We start from the raw sequence: 18,237 nt of genomic DNA on the forward strand, positions 1-18,237 counted from the left end.
CGCGGGTGCCATTGCTTGTCTGGCCGGGCATCATGTCATGCTTGGTAAATGCATAACAACACCATGACCGGCGGCCGACGGCCGCCCATGGCACATCCGCTGTCATCAGAGCCGCAGATCGGCGAGATCCCAGACAGCAGTTTCCCCGAACCGCCCTGCCCCATTGACCGCGAATGCACTGACGGCGAGGCTGTCGGGCCGTGGGTAAATCCGACTGGTCAGGCTATAGGTGCCATCGTCGACGAACACCTCGATGGACGAACGATCAAGAAAGACCCGCAGGGCGATTTGCTGCTGCCCTGGCGCCACCGGTACGCTGCGAACACCGCTTACGCCGGTGCCCGAGCATTGCCTGTCGAGCACCAAACGTCGGGCCATGGCATCGAAGTACAGCAATGTGCGTTCTTGCTGGTCTTCACTGCAGCGCAGCGCCAGGCCAAAGCGCTCGGCGGTGCTACCCGCGAGGTCCAGTTCGAGTTCAAACTCCAGCAGTGCACCGCGAACATCCAGTGAGCAATAGCGTGATTCGATCACGCCGATCTGCAGCGTTCGCCTGGCTTGCCGTAGCGCTTTCAGTTCTCGGGCCGGGCGCATGCGCAACCGTTCACCGTCGCGACTCAACTCGCGCGGCAACGAAAGCGCGCCGCACCAGTGTTGCGCCTGGCTCGGCATCGGGCTGTCCCACATATCCATCCACGCCCAAAGCAAACGTCGCCCGTCTGGCGCCAGCAGTGTCTGTGCGGCATAAAAATCGTGACCGTGGTCAAGCTCGTACAGCTTGCCGCACTCGCTCAAATGCCCGCGGTCATCCAATTGACCCAGCCGATAGCTGTTCTGGAACTTGTTCCAGTTATCGTAGCCGTCGGGTTTCAAACCTTGCGGCGAATAGAGAAAGACGTCGCACCCGCCGAGCTCGAACAGATCCGGACACTCCCACATGTAGCCGTCCGACTCGCAAACACCTTTCAGGGCGCAGCCCAGGTATTGCCAGTGCCGCAGGTCTTCCGAGCGATAAAGCAGCAACTGCGGGTCGTCTCCCTGGCGTGCCCCCAGAGCCATCCACCATTGCTCGCCTTGCCGCCAGACCTTGGGGTCACGGAAATGCATGATGTCCGGATCCGGTGCCGTCTCGATCACCGGCCCGTGTTTCGTGAACGAGAGACCATCTGTGCTGCTGGCCAGGCATTGGACCTGGCGGATGTTCCGGTCATCACCCGAAGCACCCAACCAGGTGTGCCCGGTGTAGATCAGATAAAGCCTGTCATCCATGACCACCGCCGATCCTGAAAAACACCCGTCCCGATCGTAGCTATCACTGGGCGCCAAGGCGATGGGCAAATGCTCCCAATGCACCAGGTCGCGGCTCTTGGCATGCCCCCAGTACATCGGGCCCCAATGCGCAGAGTATGGGTGATGCTGGTAGAACACATGGTATTCACCGCGAAAATGGACCAGCCCGTTCGGATCATTCATCCATCCCGCCGGAGGCGACAGGTGATAGCCGAGGCGATAGTCATCGCCGCGTTCGGGTATTGTTCTTTCGATGGCGCGATGCGCTTCATCCAGCAGTGCAGCGTGCATGGTGTAATCCTTACTAGGGTTCGTAACAAGTGGCGGATTGAACAATGGCCGGAAGCTCCAGCGGTTCGGTAATCTTGGTGGGAGAAGAGGTGCCGGCCGGATCGGTGCGCAACAAGGTCCATGACAGCAGCAGGCACCCGCCAACCAGGCCAGCCATCAGCACGTAAACGCTCGAGAAACCGACATGGTCGTAGCCGTAGCCCACCAGCGGCGAAAGCAGCATCGCGGTCAATTGCTGGGCGAACTGGAAGCCCACCAGGTAGATCGAGGCGGACAGGCGCGAATCGAAGTTGAGCGATATGTACTTGAATACCGAAACCAGGAGGATAGGCACTTCCAACGCGTGCAACATCTTGCAGGCGGCGATGGTCCAGGCCTGCATGGCCAGCCCGGAGCCCAGAATCCGGACGAACATGATGCTGCCCGCCAGAATCAGTCCGTATTTGGCGCCTGTACGGCTGACCACCCATGGCGCGAACAACATCAATACGGCCTCAAGCAGCACCTGCGATGAATTCAGGTAGCCATAAGCACGGGTACCCTCCTCCGGGGTCGGGAAGAATGAGGAGAAATACACCGGAAACTGTTGTTCGTAGATCATGTAGATCCCGCACACACCGGTCAGGTACAAGCTGAATGCCCAAAAACGCGGTAGCCTCAACAACTTCCAGAGATCGTGCACGCGCACGGGCATCGCTGCCCCCTTGCCAGCTACGCCGGGTTGACTGAAGCGGCTCAAATCCAACCTGGAGAGGATCAACAAGAACGCAACGCCGGCCGCGCTGCTCAGGTAAAACGCGATATCCGGGTCAATGTTGAAGACCACGCCAACCACACCCGTCGCGCTGGCCCAGCCCAGCGAACCCCACATTCTGGTGGTCCCGAATTCAAGGCCCGCGTGACGCGACAATCGCTCCGTGTAGGACTCGATCACGCCCACGCCCGCGAGCATGGCCAAGGCCAGAAAAGCCGCTCCGACCAAAGCCCCCAACACCACGTTCTGAGCCAGCAGGTGGGCATATACGTAAATCGCAAACGGGGCCGCCGCGCAGAGCAGGATACCAATCCACACCAGCAGTTTTTTCGACAGGCCAAGCCGATCCTGCAGCGCGCCATAGAACGGCTGAATCAGCAGCGCCGCAATGGCGTTGGCCGCGAAAACAAAGCCGATTTCCGTGCCATTCAGGCCGATGACTCGATGCAGCCAGATCGAGAACAGCGAGTAGCTGGATGACCACGAAAAGAAGAAAAAATACAGTAAACCACTGATGAGCCAGTACTCACGTCTCATTGGAATCGACATGGAACAGTCCTCCTGTTTTTATTTTAGTTAACGTTAACATTTCAGCGCATTACGCGTCCTGGACGGGCTCGTTGTCAAGTGGGTTGAGTGCAAATGCTGATGATATCGCGATAAGAAAACCGGGCAAAAGCCGTACTGCCGGCGACTCCGAGAACACTTGCGATCTCTCGCAAATGCCTGTTCGACCAAGGACTCGTTTGAAGAGTGTGTAGTGCCCCAATACAAAAACAAGAGGGTCAGCATGCGTAATACACCGCTTCGGGGTATCTTTGCCCTGCTTTTTTTCAACCACCAACCTGCTTGCCGAACCGGCCTTGGCCGTATCCCCACACGCAGGCAACGTGTCAGGAGGCCTTCTGAGGCCGCGACTTACCACTCAGGAGATTCAAGGAATGAAAACGCTGTGTGCTGCTCTGCTGTTGATGGTCATGACCGCTACGGCCCAGGCCAAGGATGCCCAAGTCGGATTTCAGGAGACGGTCATTCCCGATACCGACCATGGCCGCCCGCTGAACCTGGTGGTCTGGTATCCCACCACCGCTGTTGGCGAGACGCAATTGATCGGTGACAATCCTGCCTTTATCGGCGTGCAGGCCTTGCCGAACGCCGCCCCCGCTACCGGTGAGCATCCGCTGGTAGTGATCTCCCATGGCTACGGTGGCAACTGGATTAACCAGACCTGGCTCGCCAGCGCCCTGGCCCGACAGGGCTATATCGTCGCGGCACCCAATCACCCCGGTACCACCAGCCGCGATCGCACTCAGCCGGCAGCCTCCGAGTTGTGGCGCCGGCCCGCCGATATCAGTCGGGTCATTGATGCGATCACCGCCCAACCGAAGCGGTTTGGCGGAGTGGCCAACCACAAGATCGCGGTCATCGGGCACTCTCTCGGTGGCTGGACTGCGCTGGAAATCGGCGGCGCACGCTTTGATCCGCAACGCTTTGCCGAGGACTGCACAGCTCATCCTGTACTTGCCGGCTGCAAGGTTTATCAAGACATTCAGGCCGGGGCCACCGCCGAATCCCGGCAGCGCTTGTCGAGAAATTTGAGCGACCCGCGCGTGGCCGCCATCGTTTCATTGGACCTCGGCCTGTCCCGAGGCTTTACCGATAAAAGCCTTGCAGACCTGCACCGACCAGTACTGGTGATTGCCGCTGGCTGGCCCTCGGAAGAACTGCCGGCAAGGTTGGAGTCAGCCGACTTGGCCAGGCGCCTGCCTCAAGCGTCAGTGCGCTACCTGGAAATCAGCGACGCCACCCACTTCAGCTTCATGGCCCCCTGCAAACCGGGCGCTGTGCAACTGATTGAGCAAAACGACCCCGGTGACGGGATCATCTGCCGGGATGGCGATGGGGGCCGCCCGCGGGCGCTGATCCAGCAGCAAGTGCTTGGTGTGATCAGCGAGTTCCTGGCGCAATCGCTCTAGGTGTCTGGTCCCAGGGTGAGAGGGTGCGGATTGAGTGACTTGGGCTGGTTATGCGACTCGTATTCTCTATGATGAGTCACCCGCCATAGCGAGAGTGTTAGTTATGCCCGTTTCTTCAAATCGAAAATCCCCTGTCATTTTATGCCCTGCGTCCAGCAGCGACCTGGAAGATCTGGTAGCTATCCGGATTGAAGCCATGCGCGAAAGCCTTGAGCGGGTTGGGCGATTTGATCCTGAGCGTGCGCGAGAACGGTTTCTCGATGGTTTCGACGCGAACAGTACACGCCGTGTGGAGGTGTGTGGTGATCTGGTCGGTTTTGTAGTCATCAAAGACCATCAGCGCGAGCTTCTGCTTGACCACTTGTACGTGATACCTGGCGCTCAAGGGACGGGAATAGGCTCTGAAGTGCTCACCCAAATTTTCAGAGAAGCTGATGAGAAAGGGCGTTCAATTAAGGTGGGGGCCCTCAAAGAAAGCGCCTCAAATCGCTTTTACATTCGTCATGGCTTTGAGTTCGTCGAAAGTGGTGAGTTTGATAATTATTATGTCCGCGCCAGCAGGCATGCTGTCGGCTGGAGCGGCTAGACGGATCTCGGTAAGCCAATGGCAAACACACCTAAGTGAGCGATCCGTCTTCAACCTCTAAAAATCATCGACTTTTTGAAATTACACCCTTCATATATTGATTTAAATCGCGAAAATCCTGAACCTTCCAAGCGAATGGCGATAGTTTTACACCACTCTCTCGCAACGTTTTTGGAATCAAGTCTCCATTTGGACGAAGTATTATCGATGACACAATAACGCCCGGATAATCATTTAGTCGTTTTTTGAAAACGGATGTTGTGAGGTCAGGTGCAGGAGGATTGCTTTTATTAGCCAAGGGTCCTGTTCCCTTGAGATCTGCTCCGTGGCACATGGCACATCTCTGTGAATAGAGATTTTTTCCATTGGCGTTATCCGCAAAAGACAGTGATGCTTGAATGAGCGATAAAATGCCCAGCGACGCGATGAATAATATTTTCACTTTCATTTTCCATATAGCCCTGTTGTATCAATCAGATCACAACCCGCCACTCACAAACTGGTTACGTCCGAACGCCTTGGCGTTATAGAGAGCCTGATCTGCCACCTCAATCAACCCTCGCAAATGGTCCAGTTGAGATCCCGTGGCTGTGGCAATCCCAATGCTCACACTCAGCCGTCCGAATGGGCTGGTGTTGTGCGCAATGTTTTCTTGCTTCAAACGGTCGAGGATAAGTTGCGCCACCACCGCGGCACCGTCACTGTCGGTGTCAGGCATGATGATGCCCATCTCCTCTCCGCCATAACGTGCCACCAGATCTGACGGTCGCCTTACGCACGCCTCGAAGATTCTGCCAACCGTCTGCAGGCATGCGTCTCCTGCCACATGCCCGAACGAGTCGTTAAAGCGCTTGAAGTAGTCGATATCGATCATCATCAATGCCAGCGTCGTACCCTCACGCTGTGCTCGCCGAGCCTCCATGGCGAGGCTCTCATCAAAGCAGCGCCGATTTGCCAAACCGGTCAGGGCGTCCTTCATGGCAAGCAACTCAAGCTGTCGATTCGATGAGAGCAACTGTTGCTGGGCTCCACGCAACTGATCTTCTGCCTTGGTCCGCCGACGGATATCCAGGATCAAGAACCAGCCGATAAGACCGGTAAGCCCCAACAGCCCCGTCACCACCACCGCCGACAGCAGTGCCTCCGTCCGCCACGCGGCGAGGGCTTCGCGCTTGCCTAGTGCCACAGTCGTTATCAGCGGCAGCCGGTCACTCTGTCGGAAAGCGTAGAGCCGCTCCACGCCGTCCAGGCTGGAGGTAAACGACGCAGTGCCGACTGATCGATCGACAAGATACTTTGTATAGATGGGCGACTTGGAAAAGTTGCGCCCCATGTCCTGCTCGCGGAAAGGATAGCGAACCAGCAACGTACCGTCGGTATGGGACAAACCGATAGCGCCCTCCTGCCCCACGTCGATCTTTCCAAACAACCGCAGGAAGTTTTCGACCCCCAAGGTGACCACCACTACGCCGGCGAACTCACCGCGAGGATCATTGAAACGCCGGCTGATGGTGATCACCCATTCCTGATTAGATCGGCTCTGGATTGGCGGACCGATAAAGATCTCACGGGATGGATCGTCACGGTGATGAATGAAATAGGCCCGATCAGTGTTGTTCACCCCGGCTGGAATCGGCAGGTTGGAGGACATCAACCAGCGCCCCTGATTATCGTAGATCGCGATACTACTGAGCTGTGGCATCAGCGGCTCCTGGCGGCTGACCAATGCACTCAGCCGCTGAATCTGCGCAGGTCCGCTACCTTCGGTTTCCAGCCGTTCGACAAGCCCGAGCAAAAGCAGCGAGCTTTGGCGGACGATACCTTCGGAATAAGTAACAAGCGCCTGGGTAAGGTTCAAGCCATGGATGTTCACTTCCTCCAGTGCTTGATCTCGAGAGGCCAACACCTTCCAGACCGTCAGTGACGCCAGGGAGCAACCGATAACCAACAGCAAAAGCACAACCAGGTGGGTATCACGCTTCACATTACGACCCTATGGAAAGTCCGGTTTTCCGTTTCAGCGACTATTGGACCAGGGCAATAGCGGCAGCCATTCGTCCTTTTCTTGAACAAGGATACAAGTAGTCGTGGATCGCTGCAGCAACAGAGTGATGAGGGAGGAAGATGCAGACTGCCGAGCTGATCAGCAGGACAAGCCAACCGATCAGTTGCATCCCCCTGGCGAGCGCATCCTCGCTTCAAGGTGAGTCTTCCCACTCGAAAAGCATTCAAGAACTTAAAGAGGTCGCCGACACAGGAAGTTGCTACTTGCGCCTCGAAAAAGGCGGATCCAATGAATGGCTTCCTATGGACTCCTTCTCATGGAATCGATGACCCTCCTTACAAAGAGATGAACGCCATATGGAAGGGTTAAAAGCCTTTTTCATCGACACTTCAATCGATATGCCCTATGTGCACGGTTCCCACAATTCGGGCCTGGTGCTGCTCTCGATTCTGGTGTCGATCTTTTCGGCGACGATGTCGTTGCAAACCGCACAGATCGCGCGCAAAGCTGAAAACGCCTGGTATCGGCACGTCGCCATCAGCACTGGCGCAATCGCCTTGGGTGGCGGCATCTGGACCATGCACTTCATCGGCATGCTGTCATTCGACCTCCACACCCACGTCAACTACGCCACCGCCCTGACCCTGCTCTCCCTGCTACCCGCCTGCGTGGCGTCCTGGTTCGCCTTGCTGATGCTGACAAGGCGTGAAGTGACACTGCCGCACCTGGTCATGAGCGGCACCCTGGTGGGTTTAGGCATTGGCACGATGCATTACATCGGGATGGCCGCGATGCAAACATCGTTGCAGATGCGCTATGACCCCCTCATCTTTGCCCTCTCTATCTTGCTGGCCATCAGCCTCGCGGTGTTTGCGCTGTGGGTGAGTTACGGGCTGCAACACACCGCGCTCAACTCAATCAGGCGGTTACTGATCAGTGGTACCTTCATGGGCTCGGCGATCGCCGGCATGCACTACACCGGCATGGCCGCCGTACGCTTCATCGGTACCCCGGACAACGCCACCGCCAGCGTACTGATCAACGCGACCTTTGCCTCGTTTGCGCTTTCCACCTTCACCGTCACGGTGACTGTGCTGGTATTTGCGCTCAATGGACTGATGCACTCACGCAAGCTGTACCAGACGATGGAGGAGAACAATCTCAAGATCGAGGACAGCAAGTCACGCATGCGTGCCATCCTCGACACCGCCGTCGACGGCATCATCACCATCGACAGCCATGGATTGATCCAGAGCTTCAACCACTCGGCGGAACGGCTGTTCGGCTGGACGGCCGAGGAAGTCTTCGGCCGTAACATCAAGATGCTGATGCCCGAACCCGACCAGTCTCGGCATGACAGTTACCTCCACAATTACCAGACATCCGGCACACCGAAGATCATCGGAATAGGTCGAGAGGTCATGGGCTTGCGCAAAGACGGCAGCCTGATGCCGATGCGCCTGGCCGTCGGTCGTGTTGATCTGCCCAACGAGCTGCTGTTCGTCGGTTTCGTGACCGACATCACCGAACGCCATACACTGGAGGCATCGCTGCGCGAGACTGCTGAACGGGCCGAACGCGCGGCTACGGCCAAAAGTACCTTTCTGGCCAATATGAGCCACGAAATCCGCACGCCGATGAACTCCATCATCGGCTTCACCGAGCTCTTGTTGCAGGGGGATCTGACATCGATCCAACGCAACCACCTGAACACCGTACGGCAATCATCAAGATCCCTGCTCGGGTTGATCAACGACATCCTCGACACCTCGAAGATGGAACATGGCAGCTTGGCACTTGAGGCCATAGATTTCTCGCTCAAAGGTCTGGCACTGCAGATCGAATCCTCCCTGCGACTGGGGGCACACGCCAAGCACCTGACCCTCTCCACGCACTACCCGAGCGACATGAATGAATACTTCCGCGGCGATCCGCTGCGCATCCTGCAGATACTGACCAACCTGGTCGGCAATGCCATCAAGTTCACTGAACACGGTCGCGTCGATATCTCGTTCAGCCATGAGCCCGACGGTGTGCATGTGAAGGTCAAGGACACGGGCATCGGCATGACGCCCCAGCAGGCCGAGTCGATATTTGCACCGTTTACGCAGGCCGATGCCTCCATCAGCCGTCGTTTCGGTGGCACAGGGTTAGGCACCACGATCGCGCGCCAGTTGGTCGAGCAGATGAGCGGCCGTATCGAGGTCGAAAGCGCGCTCGGATGCGGTAGCACCTTCCACGTGCTGCTGCCCCTGCCCATCGGACAAAAACCGGCGGCCCTTAAACCCACGACCTACCATCAGGCACTGCCGCCCCTGAAGATCCTGATCGCCGACGACGTCGCCCAAAACCTCGAGCTCCTGACACTGACACTGGGCGCCGGCGGACACACCATCGTGATGGCTCATGATGGGGATGAGGCGGTAGAGAAATTCAGGACTGAACACTTCGACCTGGTGCTGATGGATGTCCATATGCCTCGCACCGACGGCCTGCAAGCCACTCGGCTGATCCGCCAGTACGAACGCACCCACTCTCGCCCTCACACCCCCGTCATCGCGCTTACCGCCAGCGTGATGGCCGAGGACCGGAAAACCGCACGCCAGGCCGGAATGGACGGCTTTGCCGTAAAGCCACTGGACGCGCCACGGTTATTCGATGAGATCGCGCAGGTGCTGAACCTCGAACGTCGCCCCTCGTCCTCCCGCGAGCAGGATCGAACCGCACCGCCATCCCAGTTGATCGATTGGATAGCCGGCACCTCGCTATGGGGCAGTAAAACGAGATTGGCCAAAGCGCTTGAGCAGTTCCTGAGCGCAACGGCGGTCAACCATCCACTCCCGGATGAAGCAGAGCGCTCAGTTGATTGGGAGGCGACACTGCTCAGTCTCCATAGCATTCACGGCGCAGCGGGTAATCTTGCCCTACCGGCCGTGACTGAGTTGGCCAGCACACTGGAGGACATGGTCAGGACAGGATGGCGCGAGGAAGCACGACCGCAAATCACCCAACTGCGCCTCTTGCTGCAGTCAGCCGCCAAGGAGCTACAGGCCAGTGAGGCACTCGTCGTCGATAACGAAGTACCTCAATCGCCCATGCTGGAGCCCGAACTCCTCGCCCACATGCAGGCTCTGCTGAGATGCTTTGAGCACAGTGAATTGAACGATGCGGTACTGGAGAAGGTGTGCACGGGCCTGGAAAGTCTCGGCGAACGCGCGCAAGTCCAAGCTTTGCGGACTGCGGTTGATACCTTTGAGTTAGACCACGCTCACACGCTGCTGCTGCAGCTCGTCACCACCCATGCCACGGAACCCCAAGCGTGAGCCGGCTATGAAGCGAATGACAGACCAACGCCCGACCTTGCTGCTGGTCGATGATGAGGCAATCAATCTTCAGGTCCTGCGCCACACGCTGCAGGATGACTACCGACTACTCTTCGCCAAAGACGGGTACAAGGCCCTGGAACTTGTGCGCACTGATCGCCCGGACCTGATTTTACTCGACATCATGATGCCAGGCCTTTCAGGCTACGACGTCTGCACAGCGCTCAAGCAAGATCCCTGCACGAGCGCCATCCCCGTGATCTTCGTCACCGCGCTGAGCGAGGTCGACAACGAGACACGCGGCCTGGAACTGGGCGCGGTCGACTACATAGGCAAGCCCTACCATCCCGGTATCGTCAAAGCCCGCGTGCGCACCCACTTGTCGCTCGTGCAGGCACAGGAGCTGCGCGATACACGCTTGCAGATCATCCAGCGCCTGGGCACGGCGGCCGAGTTCAAGGACAACGAGACCGGCCTGCACGTCATACGCATGAGCCACTTTGCGCAGACGCTGGCCCTGGCCGCGGGCTATAGCCGCTACGCAGCGGATGATTTACTGCATGCCGCGCCGATGCACGATGTCGGCAAGATCGGTATCCCGGACGCCATCCTGCAAAAGCCTGGCAAGCTCACGGAGGATGAATGGCAGATCATGCGCCAGCACACCGTGATCGGCGCCAAAATTATCGGCGACCACCCTTCAGGGCTGCTGCATACGGCGCAAATTATCGCGCTGAGCCATCACGAAAAATGGGACGGCAGCGGCTACCCCAATGGACTCGCCGGTGAAGACATCCCCCATGTCGCCCGTGTGGTCGCCATAGCCGATGTGTTCGATGCCCTCACGAGTGAGCGGCCCTATAAACGCGCCTGGTCTGTCGAGGACGCCGTAGGACTGATACGCCAGCAATGCAACCAGCATTTCGACCCTGAATTGGTAGGGATATTTCTGGACTGCCTGCCTGAAATCCTCAAGATACGCGAACGCTGGGCCGATGCTGAATCCTGAGCGCTTGCGCCTGGCTTCCCGCTCAGTTGAATCCGAGTGTCACGAAGGGCTGCCTGGTCCATAACGTCATGAGCAAGGATGATAGGGAAATATTAATGAGCACCTCATCACGAGTATCCCTCACCCCACAAGGGGCGGAGTTTTCACGGATCATCTTTGGCATGTGGCGTTTGAGCGAGTGGTCGCTGTCCGTCCATGAGCGCCGGCAACTGATTGAAGCCGCGCTCGAACTCGGAGTGACAAGCTTCGATCACGCGGACATCTACGGCAACTATCAGTCTGAAGCCTTGTTTGGCGAAGTGCTCGCCGCCGCCCCGCATTTGCGCGAACAGATGCAACTGGTCAGCAAGTGCGGAATCAAGTTGCTCTCGTCTCGGCGGCCGGAGCATCGACTCAAGACCTATGACACCGGTTTCGAGCACATTGTCGCCTCGGCCGAGCACTCACTGCGCGCCCTGCATACCGAGTACCTGGATGTGCTGCTGATCCACCGTCCCGATCCGTTGATGGATGCGGATGAGGTTGCACGGGCCTTCAAGGCGTTGCATCAGGAAGGAAAAGTACGGGATTTCGGTGTCTCGAACTTTACCCCCTCCCAGTTCGCCCTGCTCCAGGACAGAATGGTCGCCAACGGTCTGTCACTGGTGACCAACCAGGTCGAATGTTCGCTGCTGCAACTGGCCCCTCTCTATGATGGGACCTTCGACCAGGCTCAACAGCTCAAGTGCGCGCCCATGCTCTGGTCGCCGCTCGGTGGCGGGCGTATTTTTACCGATTCGGACCCCGTGGCCAGCCGAGTCAGGGAGACCCTGACGCACCTGGGAGAGCAACTGGGTGCGCCTGCTACAACGATCCTGATGGCTTGGCTGCTTGCACTGCCCAGCCGGCCACTGCTCATCTCGGGCTCGAGACGCATCGAGGTGCTACGTGAGTCGGTAGATGCCTGCCAGCTAACGCTGACGAAAGATCACTGGTTCGAGCTTCTGAGCTCGGCACAGGGCCATGAGGTGCCGTAGATGGGCGATAACCGCACAGGTTTTCTCTGACTCAAACGGCTCTCCCAAACCCGGCACCAGAGCCGAACCTCCCTGCCCATCACGCTTTGCGGCCGACGTGTACCCTCTCGTTGGCTTTTCGGCCTTCGCTCAGGCTCAACATCGATGCGCCACCCTGTTGACGAAATTAACCATTTGGTACATTTTCACGACGCCTGCTTGGCTGCCTCTGCCGATGCGTGAAAAAAACAATGGAGGTCATTGCAATGACTCATGTAATCCTGGTGCTCAATGGCCCGAACCTGAACATGCTGGGCACTCGTGAGCCGGCCACTTACGGCTACGAAACACTGGCTGATGTCGCCGATCTGTGTGAACGCACGGCCGCCTCTCACGGTCTGCAAATCGAGTTTCGCCAAACCAATCATGAAGGTGAACTCATCGACTGGATTCATCAGTCCCGAGGTCGCTGTGGAGGCATCGTGATCAACCCGGCAGCCTGGACCCATACCTCCGTGGCGATCCGCGACGCCTTGATCGCCGCAGAGTTACCGGTGATCGAAGTGCACCTGTCCAACGTGCACAAACGTGAAGAGTTCCGCCATCACTCATTTGTCTCGGCCATTGCTGTCGGCGTGATTTGCGGAATGGGAACCCACGGCTACCGTCTCGCCCTTGAACATTTCGCCCACTTATTGAAAGTCTGATCGCCATGAACCTGAACAAGAAATCCGTACTGGCCGGCCTGATTGGTGCTGGTATCCAAGCCTCGCGTACACCGGCCATGCACGAACAGGAAGGTGATGCCCAGGGCATTCGCTATGTGTATCGGCTGATCGATCTGGATGCCTTGAAACTCGACGTCAACGGGCTGCCCGAACTGCTCAAGAGCGCTGAACGGATGGGTTACACCGGGCTCAATATCACCTATCCCTGCAAGCAGGCCATCCTCCCCTTGCTCGATGAGCTTTCTGACGAGGCGCGCGGTATTGGCGCGGTCAACACGGTGGTGTTCAGGGAGGGCAAGCGTATCGGCCACAACACCGATTGCCTTGGGTTTGCCGAGGGGTTTCGCCGTGGTCTTGCCCAGGCCGCACGTCACCGTGTGATACAGATGGGGGCCGGCGGCGCCGGTGCGGCGGTGGCACATGCGTTGCTGTCCGAAGGGGTCGGGCAACTGGCGATATTTGAAGTCGATCCGAGTCGCGCCCAGGCTCTGGTTGATAACCTGAACGCACACTTCGGAGCTGGACGGGCGATTGTCGGGCGGGATCTAGCTGCAGCCCTTGCGGCGGCTGATGGCGTGGTCAATACCACCCCGGTGGGCATGGCAAAACTGCCTGGCACGCCACTGCCGGTGACACTTCTGCACGCCGGGTTATGGGTGGCCGAGATCATCTACTTCCCACTCGAAACCGAGCTGCTCAAACAGGCTCGCGCCTTGGGTTGCCGCACGCTGGATGGCGGCAGCATGGCCGTGTTCCAGGCAGTCAAGGCCTTCGAGCTGTTCACTGAGTGCCCGGCCGACGCCGAGCGCATGCAGGCGCACTTTAACAGCATGAACAGCTGAGCCCGAAAAACCGAGGCGGTGCGTCTATCAATCGCGCCGCCGCGGGTCTTCGCGCGGGAGCGTGAATATCAGATGCCGGCCTGCAAGTAGTGCAGCACCGACTCGCAAATCATCGCCTTGTGCCGATGCTTGATCTGTTCCTCGGAGAGATCGATCTGGAATATCTCACTGAAGGTATGCCGGTTGGAGACTCGATAAAAACAGAAGGAGCTGATCAGCATATGCAAATCGATGGCCTCTACGCCCCGACGAAAAACCCCTTGGGCTTCACCGCGCAGTAACGTTTCCTTGATTGTCTCCAGGACGTGATGGCTCATCGAGCGAATCGCCGGGGACTGCTTGACGTTGGCACCGTTGTGGATGTTTTCGATGCCGACGATGCGTACGAAATCGACATTGCGGTCATGGTGGTCGAACGTGAACTCCACAAGGCGCTGGATGGCTTGCAGTGGTTCCAGCTCGGCCAGTTGCAGCTGACTTTCTGTTCGCCTGATGTCGCCGTAGAGCTTCTCGAGGACTTCAACGTAGAGCTGTTCCTTGCTACCGAAGTAGTAATAGATCATGCGCTTCGATGTTTTCGTGCGCTCGGCGATGGCGTCGACCCGCGCACCGGACAAACCCAGGCTGACAAACTCGACAATGGCTGCCTGGAGGATGTCCTTGCGGGTTTGTTCCGGGTTGTTTTTTCGGCCCTTGTGCCGTGCTTCGAGGGGTTGAGGTGCACCGGCATCGGCGAAATTCGTCATTCTGGGCTCACGACCGCGTTGGAGTCGCCCGATTATGGGCTGAGCGTCTCCCGGAAGGAAGTCTCATTCAGAGCCTGGCCTGGCGCACGGCACCTCTACGGGACTTGGCCATCGCGGCCAGTCGCACCGCTACGTTGGCCGCGCCATAGCCGACATAACCCTTCTTGCGTTGCAGGATCTCGAAGAAAAAGCGGTCGCCGAACGGCTCCGTGTAGACGTGGAACAACTCGCCACCCTGGGCATCGCGGTCATAGAGCACGTTGAAATAGGCCAGCTCGCTGAGGAACTCATCGTCGAAGTCGAAGCGCGCCGCCAAGTCGTCATAGTAATTGAGCGGGATATCCAACAGCGGCACCTGAGCCGCCTTGGCGCGGCTGACTTCAGCAAAGATATCCTCACAGGAAAATGCAATATGGTGCACCCCTGAGCCCTGATAACTGGACAGTGCATGGGAGATCGCCGTGTTACGATTTTCCGAGATGTTCAGCGGCAAACGCACGGTGCTGCATTGGCTGCGCAACGCCCGGCTTTTGACCAGGCCGTAGGGATCGGGCAGCACCACTTCGTCGTCGGCCTCGAAGTCCAGCAAGCTTTTATAGAACAGTACCCAACTGTCGAGACTGTCCGCAGGCAACGCCATCGCCATGTGATCGATGCGCTGCAAGCCTCCTCCCGGCATCGCTTGTGGGTCCAACTTGAAATCGCTGTCGTAGATCGACTTGCCCGCCTCGGTCGGTTCAACCAGATAGATCAGGCTGCCATCCGGCGCACGTACGGAAGGAATCTCGCGTTCGTTGGGACCGACCAGGCCACGGTATGGCTGCCCCTTGTACATCTGCGCGCGCTCCAACGCCGCACTGCCGTTCTCGACCCGTAACGCCATGGCACATAGCGAAGGGCCGTGCGCCTCGAAAAAATTATGGGCGAACGAATAGGGTTCGGCGTTGAGCACGATCTTGATATCGCCTTGACCCAGCAGGCTGACCGCTTTCGAGCGATGCTGACCGAGATGGGCAAAGCCGAGGTTCTCCAGCCAGGTGGACAGCCGTGCACCCTGGGCTTCATCTACCGCGAACTCGAGGAACTCAACGCCGTCATAGCGGCTTGCCGAAGGTGGGTTGAAGAGTATGTCGGTGTTGATCGGCTCGACGTCTTTTTCCAACAGCCTGCGGGTTTTTTCTTCCAGGTACAGCAGCGAGCGCAGGCCATCCGCCGCGTTGGCTCGAGGCGGCGCGGCACGGAAGCCATCGTTGAAGATTTCCAGCGACAACGGCCCGGTGTAACCGCTACGCAGGATTGGCGCGAGGAATCCGGCCAGATCAAACTCCCCCTGGCCGGGGAAGCAGCGGAAATGTCGGCTCCACTCCAGCACATCCATGGCCAAAAGCGGCGCATCAGCCATCTGCACGAAGAAAATCTTGTCGCCGGGAATCTGCGCAATGGCGCTGGGGTCGCCCTTGAGTGACAAGGTATGGAAGCTGTCGAGCAGCACGCCAAGCGCCGGATGATCGACCTGGCGTACCAGGTTCCACACCTGCTGCCAGGTGTTGACATGACGCCCCCACGCCAGCGCTTCGTAGCCAATCCGCAGGTTTCGAGCGCCGGCGCGCTCGGCGAGCAGGCTCAGGTCATCCAGAAGAATACGTTCATCGCCCAGCGAATCCGTAGCGGTGTTACTGCACACCAGAACCAGGTCGGTGCCCAGCTCCTGCATCAAGTCGAACTTTCGCTCGACGCGGTCGATATTGCGCTGCAGGCGATCACGACGGCAGCCTTCGAAGTCGCGAAACGGTTGAAACAAGGTAATGGCGATACCCAGATCAGCACACATCTGCCGGATGTTGCGCGGACTGCCATCATCGTAAAGGAGATCATTTTCGAAGATTTCCACACCGTCAAAACCCGCGGCCGCAATGGCTTCGAGTTTCTCCGGCAAGGTACCGCTCAAGGAAACGGTGGCAATCGAACGCTGCATGCTGCGGGCTCCTGGATGAATGCGGCTACTACGGGCCGCCCTGTTAAAGCACCGGATTGATCAGCCTGTTCGGGGCCATGCTGGGTGCTGCAGCGAATTATTCGCTTGAGAAATTAGCACGACAATCACAAATGTACTAACCAGTTAGTTTTGTGTTCGATTATCGAACAGAAGCCGCCTTTGCCAATTGACGCTGTTTCGCTCGCTGCTCAAAACTAGCTGCACATTCATAGGACGAGCCCGCAACACCGTTAGCCAATGCCTTGGGAATTTAATCGTCCCCGGTCGTGTCACCCGCCAGCTCATAACAATTTCAAGAATAGGGCCTTAGCCATGTTTCAAACCGAAGTAACTTCCCGCACAACTGCGGCGCCCCCGGGTATCGGTGAAAAAATCCGCGATGCCATGGCCGTTGGCAAAACCCGCTGGGGCATGCTCGCCCTGGTATTTTTCGCCACCACACTGAACTACATCGACCGCGCCGCCCTTGGCATCATGCAGCCGCTCCTCGCCAAGGAAATGAGCTGGACGGCGATGGATTACGCCAACATCAACTTCTGGTTCCAGGTCGGTTATGCCATCGGCTTTGTGCTGCAAGGCCGCTTCATCGATCGGGTCGGGGTCAAGCGTGCATTCTTCCTGGCCGTGTTGCTGTGGAGTTTCACCACCGGCGCCCATGGCCTGGCGACCTCCGCCGTCGGCTTCATGGTCTGCCGTTTCGTTCTCGGCCTGACCGAAGCCGCCAACTACCCGTCCTGCATGAAGACCACTCGACTGTGGTTCCCAGCCGGTGAGCGCGCTGTCGCGACCGGCATATTCAATGCCGGGACCAACGTTGGCGCGATGATGACCCCTGCCCTGCTGCCCTTGATCCTGTCCGTATGGGGCTGGCAAGCGGCGTTCATCTGCATGGGCCTGCTGGGCTTGATCTGGGTGGTGTGGTGGAGCTTGAAGTACCACAACCCCGAAGATCACCCCACCGTGCGCCAAAGCGAGCTGGATTACATCAATAAGGACGTCGAGCCGGCGTCGGCCAAAGTCCCCTTCTCACGCATCCTGCGTATGCGCGGCACCTGGGCGTTTGCCTTGGCCTATGCGCTCACGGCTCCCGTGTTCTGGTTCTACCTGTACTGGCTGCCGCCGTTCCTCAATCAGCAATACAACCTGGGCATCAGCGTTACCCAGATGGGCATTCCGCTCATGCTGATCTGGTTGACGGCCGACTTCGGCAGTATCGGCGGCGGGATCCTTTCTTCCTGGCTGATCGGTCGCGGCATGCGTGCGACCACATCGCGACTGCTATCGATGTTGATATTCGCGATCACCATCATCGGCGTGATTTTCGCCGCCAATGCCAGCGGCTTGTGGATTGCGGTATTGGCCATCGCCCTGGCCGTCGGCGCACACCAGGCCTGGACTGCGAATATCTGGAGCCTGGTGATGGATTACACGCCCAAGGACCTGATCAGTACCGTGTTCGGTTTCGGTGGCATGTGCGCTGCGATTGGCGGCATGTTCATGACCCAGATCGTCGGCGCGGTACTGACCGCGACGAACAACAACTACAGCGTGCTGCTCATGATGATCCCGGCGATGTACTTCATCGCCCTGATCTGGATGTACTTCATGTCCCCGCGCGATGTTGAAGTCATCAAGGACTGATCACCCTTGATTGTCGGTAAAAGAGGCCGCCCTCCAGGCCTCTTTTCTTGAAGCA

At 58.1% G+C, this 18,237-nt stretch carries 14 protein-coding genes; 8 read left to right on the plus strand and 6 right to left on the minus strand.

From position 1 onward, the window contains the following. Positions 1-105: 105 nt before the first annotated feature. Together M5C56_RS03775 and M5C56_RS03780 are read right to left on the minus strand one after the other, a co-directional pair. Positions 106-1,581 (minus strand): glycoside hydrolase family 32 protein, encoded by a 1,476-nt coding sequence (locus M5C56_RS03775; RefSeq protein WP_103494864.1) that lies wholly within the window; start codon positions 1,579-1,581, stop codon positions 106-108. 13 nt (positions 1,582-1,594) lie between these two features. Then, positions 1,595-2,884 (minus strand): MFS transporter, encoded by a 1,290-nt coding sequence (locus M5C56_RS03780; RefSeq protein WP_103494865.1) that lies wholly within the window; start codon positions 2,882-2,884, stop codon positions 1,595-1,597. Between the two features lie 392 nt (positions 2,885-3,276). On the opposite strand from M5C56_RS03780, the gene M5C56_RS03785 reads away from it, so the two are divergent. Together M5C56_RS03785 and M5C56_RS03790 are read left to right on the plus strand one after the other, a co-directional pair. Then, complete coding sequence (locus M5C56_RS03785; protein ID WP_103494866.1) at positions 3,277-4,311, plus strand: alpha/beta fold hydrolase; 1,035 nt, start codon at positions 3,277-3,279, stop codon at positions 4,309-4,311. A 103-nt stretch (positions 4,312-4,414) separates the two neighbouring features. Beyond that, on the plus strand, positions 4,415-4,897 hold the full coding sequence (locus M5C56_RS03790; protein ID WP_103494867.1) for a GNAT family N-acetyltransferase: 483 nt from the start codon (positions 4,415-4,417) through the stop codon (positions 4,895-4,897). A gap of 64 nt (positions 4,898-4,961) precedes the next feature. Here M5C56_RS03790 and M5C56_RS03795 read toward each other — a convergent pair whose 3' ends face one another. Both M5C56_RS03795 and M5C56_RS03800 read right to left on the minus strand, forming a co-directional pair. Next, positions 4,962-5,345, minus strand: coding sequence for a c-type cytochrome (locus M5C56_RS03795; RefSeq protein WP_103494868.1), 384 nt, complete (start codon positions 5,343-5,345; stop codon positions 4,962-4,964). Between the two features lie 30 nt (positions 5,346-5,375). Next, a complete protein-coding gene (locus M5C56_RS03800) occupies positions 5,376-6,881 on the minus strand; it encodes a sensor domain-containing diguanylate cyclase (RefSeq protein WP_103494869.1) in 1,506 nt (501 codons plus the stop codon). Between the two features lie 377 nt (positions 6,882-7,258). On the opposite strand from M5C56_RS03800, the gene M5C56_RS03805 reads away from it, so the two are divergent. From M5C56_RS03805 to M5C56_RS03825, 5 genes are all read left to right on the plus strand, one after another. Continuing rightward, positions 7,259-10,225, plus strand: a complete 2,967-nt coding sequence (locus tag M5C56_RS03805; RefSeq protein WP_103494870.1) for an MHYT domain-containing protein — start codon at positions 7,259-7,261, stop codon at positions 10,223-10,225. Between the two features lie 16 nt (positions 10,226-10,241). After that, positions 10,242-11,234, plus strand: coding sequence for an HD domain-containing phosphohydrolase (locus M5C56_RS03810; RefSeq protein ID WP_247263064.1), 993 nt, complete (start codon positions 10,242-10,244; stop codon positions 11,232-11,234). 95 nt (positions 11,235-11,329) lie between these two features. Next, entirely contained in the window at positions 11,330-12,250 is a 921-nt protein-coding gene (locus M5C56_RS03815) for an aldo/keto reductase (RefSeq protein ID WP_247263055.1), read from the plus strand. A gap of 245 nt (positions 12,251-12,495) precedes the next feature. Next, complete coding sequence (gene aroQ / locus M5C56_RS03820; protein WP_103494873.1) at positions 12,496-12,936, plus strand: type II 3-dehydroquinate dehydratase; 441 nt, start codon at positions 12,496-12,498, stop codon at positions 12,934-12,936. Positions 12,937-12,941: 5 nt separating this feature from the next. Then, the gene (locus tag M5C56_RS03825) at positions 12,942-13,799 is read left to right on the plus strand and encodes a shikimate dehydrogenase (protein ID WP_103494874.1); all 858 of its coding nucleotides are present in this window, start codon (positions 12,942-12,944) and stop codon (positions 13,797-13,799) included. Between the two features lie 68 nt (positions 13,800-13,867). On the opposite strand, the gene M5C56_RS03830 is transcribed toward M5C56_RS03825, so the two are convergent. Together M5C56_RS03830 and quiC are read right to left on the minus strand one after the other, a co-directional pair. Next, positions 13,868-14,545, minus strand: coding sequence for a TetR family transcriptional regulator (locus tag M5C56_RS03830; protein WP_103494875.1), 678 nt, complete (start codon positions 14,543-14,545; stop codon positions 13,868-13,870). A 67-nt stretch (positions 14,546-14,612) separates the two neighbouring features. Next, positions 14,613-16,520, minus strand: coding sequence for a 3-dehydroshikimate dehydratase QuiC (gene quiC, locus M5C56_RS03835; RefSeq protein WP_103494876.1), 1,908 nt, complete (start codon positions 16,518-16,520; stop codon positions 14,613-14,615). A gap of 333 nt (positions 16,521-16,853) precedes the next feature. On the opposite strand from quiC, the gene M5C56_RS03840 reads away from it, so the two are divergent. Next, the gene (locus tag M5C56_RS03840) at positions 16,854-18,182 is read left to right on the plus strand and encodes an MFS transporter (RefSeq protein WP_103494877.1); all 1,329 of its coding nucleotides are present in this window, start codon (positions 16,854-16,856) and stop codon (positions 18,180-18,182) included. Positions 18,183-18,237: the final 55 nt, after the last annotated feature.

It is taken from the genome of Pseudomonas sp. MWU13-2862 (assembly GCF_023242495.1).
In the GTDB taxonomy this organism is placed as follows: Bacteria; Pseudomonadota; Gammaproteobacteria; order Pseudomonadales; family Pseudomonadaceae; genus Aquipseudomonas; species Aquipseudomonas gingeri_D.